Raw genomic sequence first — 4,913 nt, 5'->3', positions numbered from 1 at the left:
TCGCTTACGGATGGAAGTGTACCAGTTATTTCCGTCATTCCTCTCGGAAATAGCCATAGTGGGCGGACTGGCATTGCTGATTGGCACAGGAAGCCGTGATTTGGGATTGATAAGCGGTGTATTTGCAGTAGCAGCCTTTAGACTGATTCCTGCAGTAAGAAGTATATTGAACAGTTGGGTGACGCTTCAGAATGCTTCGCATACCATAACGATAGTGGAAGAAGGTATCAGCAATGAACCACAGCAAGAATCAGAACGAGAGTCTTCGTTTGTATTTAAACATGTACTTGAATTACGTGGATTAAGTTTCGCCTTTCCCGATGGACACACGCTGTTCGGTGGTTTGAATCTAAATATCGGTTGCGGTGAACGTATCGGAGTACGGGGGGCAAGCGGTGCAGGAAAATCAACCCTCTTTAATCTGATGCTTGGCTTTCTGCCTCCTACAGATGGTAAGATACTTATAGACGGACGGGAACTGACTGTTGCTAACCGTAGTGAATGGCATAAGCTGGTAGGATACGTGCCACAAGAGATATTTATTATAGAAGGTACACTCACTGATAATATAGTGCTGGGGCAACCACAAGCTGACCGGACGAAAGTGATACAGGTATTGGAACAAGTACAACTTAAAGAATGGGCTGACGAACTGCCCCAAGGGTTGGATACTCCGTTGGGTGAATACGGTAGCCGGTTATCCGGCGGACAGAAACAACGGATAGGCATTGCCCGGGCACTCTACAAAGAAGCCGAAGTCTTGTTTTTTGATGAGGCGACTTCAGCCCTGGATAACAGGACTGAGCAGGAAATTAACAAGGCGCTAGAAATACTCTCATTGCAACACCGAGAACTGACATTGATTGTTATTGCCCATCGGGAAAGTTCTTTGGCATTTTGTGAACGTATTCTTGATTTAGACACTTGTAAGATAGTATATAATAAGAATAGATAATAGAATAAAGTAATGGAACAAGACTATTTGATAGCTGGACATCGTGTCCGGGTGGAAGGTGATAGGTTGGTGAAAGCAATGGATATATTGGATGGCTTTGCCGTGTTTAAGGTAGAACCCAATGGCGAACCTGCATGTCGGTTTACGACAACTACAATTCAAGTACCAACACTGGAAGAGGAACTATATCGTTATGAAAATGAAGGTGTTGTAAGTCGTTTCGGATATTACTCTGGCGGGTATGCCTTTAGCATGACTCCTCCGAACAGCGAGTCATTGCACTTATGGGTGGAGAAAAAGGGAAGTACGGTTTGGTTCAGTGGTAACCTTGCCCCCGCATTGTTACGCTTTGCCTGCTGGATTGCCTACGGAGTGATAACGACGCCTCTTGAAACTGTGGCAATTCATACCAGTGTCATTCAGCATGGCGGGAAGACCGTACTTTTTTTGGGTGAAAGCGGCACAGGAAAAAGCACACACACCCGTCTGTGGCGCGAAAATATAGAAGGAGCCGTTCTGCTGAATGATGATAGTCCCATTATTCGTATCGTTGACGGAAAACCGTGGGTATATGGCAGTCCGTGGAGTGGAAAAACACCTTGTTATAAAAATGAGAGTTATCCGCTGGCAGCTTGTGTACGATTGTCACAGGCTCCCTATAATAAAATAGAAAGACTGAAAGTTGCCCAGGGATATGGCGCACTCCACCCTTCATGCCCGCCCTGCTTTGCCTATGATGATGCTTTGTATGATTCTATCAGTGGGGTTCTGAGCACTTTGCTTTCCACTGTACCGGTTTATCATCTGGCTTGTCTGCCCAATGCAGCGGCTGCCTGGCTTTCTTATGAAACAATCTTTGGCATATGCGAAAAATAACGGTATCTAACGACTTCTTTGCCGGGGCGGGCGAGGCGTTGAAGCATGGGCAAACAGTGAAACTCCTTATTGGTGGGCAAAGCATGTATCCTTTTATCAGGGGAGGAATAGATTTGGTGGAGGTAGTTCCTTGCCCAACCGAAGGAGAATTGCCTGCCTGGTGTTGTCCATTCTATCAATGGGAAGGCAAATATATGATTCACCGATATATTGGTCGGGAAGGTGACGACTGCCTAATGCTGGGTGATGGAAATGTGGCTCGCATCGAGCGGGTGAAGCGGGAGGATATTATCGGCTTATTAAAAACGATCTATCGCCCCGATGGTACAACGCAGGATTGCTGCGATGTACGTTGGTTGAAAAAGGCGGAATGGTGGTATAGACTGAGATTTTTGCGGCGATGGTTGTTGCCGGTCTTTAAGATGCTGCATGTCAGATAACCGAGTGTTGCCTTCTTTTGCAACTATTTCTAGGTCTTCATGGTATTTGCAATCATTTTTGTTACCTTTGCTTTGTGGAACATTAAAAGCAGGCAGTTATGAAGGCATTACCGTATGGACTATCGGACTTTCCCCGCATCATGCGGAAAAACTATTATTATGTAGACAAGACCCGTTTCGTCGAAATGATAGAGCGTCAGCCGTCCTATCTGTTTCTGATACGTCCGCGTCGGTTTGGCAAGTCGCTGTTCCTGGCCATGTTGGAAACATACTACAGTATTGACTATGCGGACAGTTTCGAGGAGATATTTGGAGAATTATATATAGGCAAGCATCCTACGGAGGAACACAACAAGTACTTGGTTCTGCGTTTCAACTTCTCTGAAGTCAGTTCGAAACTGGAAAGCGTGGAGCGTTCGTTCTGCGAGTATTGCTGCATGGTGATGAAGAACTTCATCCTGAAATATGAGCACTTGCTGGGTAGCGGGGTATGGGAAATCGTTAATCCTGACGAGACAAATCCAGAACAAATGTTGGCTGCCCTCAAGGAATACGTCAGTCGCACGAACTGTCCGCGCATATACCTGCTGATTGATGAATACGACAACTTCACCAACACCATTCTGTCTTCTTACGGTCAGGAATGCTATCAGGAAAAAACGCATGGAGACGGACTTATCCGCGGGTTCTTCAATAATGTGAAGGCTTCCACTTCCAATGCCGGCGCTGCTGTGGAACGTCTCTTCATCACGGGTGTAAGTCCCATTACGATGGACGACGTGACGAGCGGTTTTAATATAGGTACGAACATCAGCATGCTGCCGCAGTTCAACAACATCATTGGATTCAGCGAGGGTGAAGTGCGGGAAATGATTACTTATTACAAAGATGAAGGCGCATTGCCAGAGGACGTTACGGTGGATGGATTGGTGGAGATAATGAAGCCGTGGTATGACAATTACTGTTTCTCGGAAGATCGTTTGGAAGAGCGAATGTTCAATTCGGACATGGCTCTCTACTTTCTAAATAGCTATCTGCAATTGGGGAAAGCCCCTAAAATGATGGTCGACAATAACATCCGTACGGATTACAACAAACTGCGCCACTTGGTGCAGATTGACAAAACATTCGGTGTGAATGCTTCTGTCATCCAGCAAGTCATTGCAGATGGTAGCGTTACGGCAAACATCGTAACAGCATTTCCGGCGGAGAATATGACCGATACAGAGAACTTCAAGAGCCTGCTGTTCTACTTCGGGATGCTATCCATACAAGGTATTTATCGTGGAACTCCCGTCTTGGGTATTCCCAATCTGACTGTGCGCGAGCAACTCTATACATATCTGACGGAGGCCTACAGCAGGGCGTCTCTTTTCGACATAGATATCAGCAGTCTTTCTTCCTTAGTCATGGGAATGGCTTATGATGGACAGTGGGAGCCCGTCTTCCGTTTTTTCGCTCACGAACTGGAACGTCAGAGTGCCATCCGTGAGTTCATTGACGGAGAAGCGCATATCAAAGGTTTTTTGCTTGCTTATCTTGGACTGACCCAAGGATATATAATTCTTCCCGAACACGAATCTTCCAAAGGTTATGCCGATTTCTATATGATGCCAGACTTGCTGCACCAACCGGATATTCTTTACAGTTATATTGTGGAAGTGAAATATGCTCGGCGTGATGCTTCCAATGCAGATATTGCCTTATTGAAGAGGAATGCGACGGAGCAATTGAGGTGCTATGCAACGGATGAAAAGGTGCTTCGCACCAAAGGTAGGACGAAACTGGAACTTATCACGCTGGTGTTCAAGGGTTGGGAATTGGTCGTCCTGGAGAAGCTATAATATTGCGACATAAATAGTTGTTTTTGTTTATAAGGGGGTGGATTTTATATTCATCCCCTTTTTTCTTTTATGTCATAAATCTGTCTATACTTTCATTGTTACAGGAGCTAATTATTAAAGGTTCAACAAATAAATGTATACGTTAGGTTCCTGGAAATGGTATCTGAACCGGAGCGTTCAGGATTGGGATTGCTTTGTCAAGTGATTGATAATTATTAGATTTCCTGTAAATTCATTTCTTGTTATTGGTGCCTGAAAATGGTGTCATTTTTATTTTTTATAATGAGTTGCTTCTTGGTTTAGTAAATTACTATCTTTTTGAAAACGAGTGTATTGTAGTAGTTATTTCTTATAAAATAAGGTGCTAAAAAGTAGTGTCAATATGCTTGGATAATTAAAACTGCTTATTGGTTGATAAGCGGGAAATAGATTGTAGTTCAGCGTGTTCGTTCGTTTTGTTTACGTTGGAGAATTCTCTTCTTTTGATATTAAGCTGCCTTTAATTTAGGATAATACGCTTATTATCAGCAAAATACCTTTGCATTCTATTTAGGAAATTTGTTTTTTACTTTGCAGGCTGAAAAGGCGGTTTTGCTATACCTATTTATATAAAAGCAGTCAGGTTGTTATTGAGTAAGAACCTTGATTAATAGGTAGATAGATTGGATGCGATGAACAGATATAACTAATAAATAAAAAGACTTTTTAATATTACTAACAATTAAATTTTATGATTATGAAAGTAGAAAAGGAAATGAAGTATGAAGCTCCGGAAGTGGAAGTTCTGGAAGTGGTTGT

4 protein-coding genes are annotated in these 4,913 nt (G+C 43.5%); all 4 read left to right on the top strand.

What is annotated here, in order from left to right; all coding sequences use genetic code 11:
* Window positions 1–955: ATP-binding cassette domain-containing protein (locus HMPREF9447_RS14260; protein WP_009130432.1), on the top strand; the 955-nt coding region annotated here is incomplete at its 5' end.
* Window positions 956–967: 12 nt separating this feature from the next.
* Window positions 968–1,831 (top strand): phosphoenolpyruvate carboxykinase (ATP), encoded by an 864-nt coding sequence (locus HMPREF9447_RS14255; RefSeq protein ID WP_009130431.1) that lies wholly within the window; start codon window positions 968–970, stop codon window positions 1,829–1,831.
* A complete protein-coding gene (locus HMPREF9447_RS14250) occupies window positions 1,819–2,271 on the top strand; it encodes a S24/S26 family peptidase (RefSeq protein ID WP_009130430.1) in 453 nt (150 codons plus the stop codon). The genes HMPREF9447_RS14255 and HMPREF9447_RS14250 overlap by 13 nt, the downstream gene beginning before the upstream one ends.
* A gap of 98 nt (window positions 2,272–2,369) precedes the next feature.
* A complete protein-coding gene (locus HMPREF9447_RS14245; RefSeq protein WP_009130429.1) occupies window positions 2,370–4,115 on the top strand; it encodes an ATP-binding protein in 1,746 nt (581 codons plus the stop codon).
* The last annotated feature ends 798 nt before the right edge of the window (window positions 4,116–4,913 follow it).

It is taken from the genome of Bacteroides oleiciplenus YIT 12058, from assembly GCF_000315485.1.
GTDB lineage: Bacteria > Bacteroidota > Bacteroidia > Bacteroidales > Bacteroidaceae > Bacteroides > Bacteroides oleiciplenus.
This window is presented reverse-complemented; position numbering and strand designations above follow the sequence as displayed.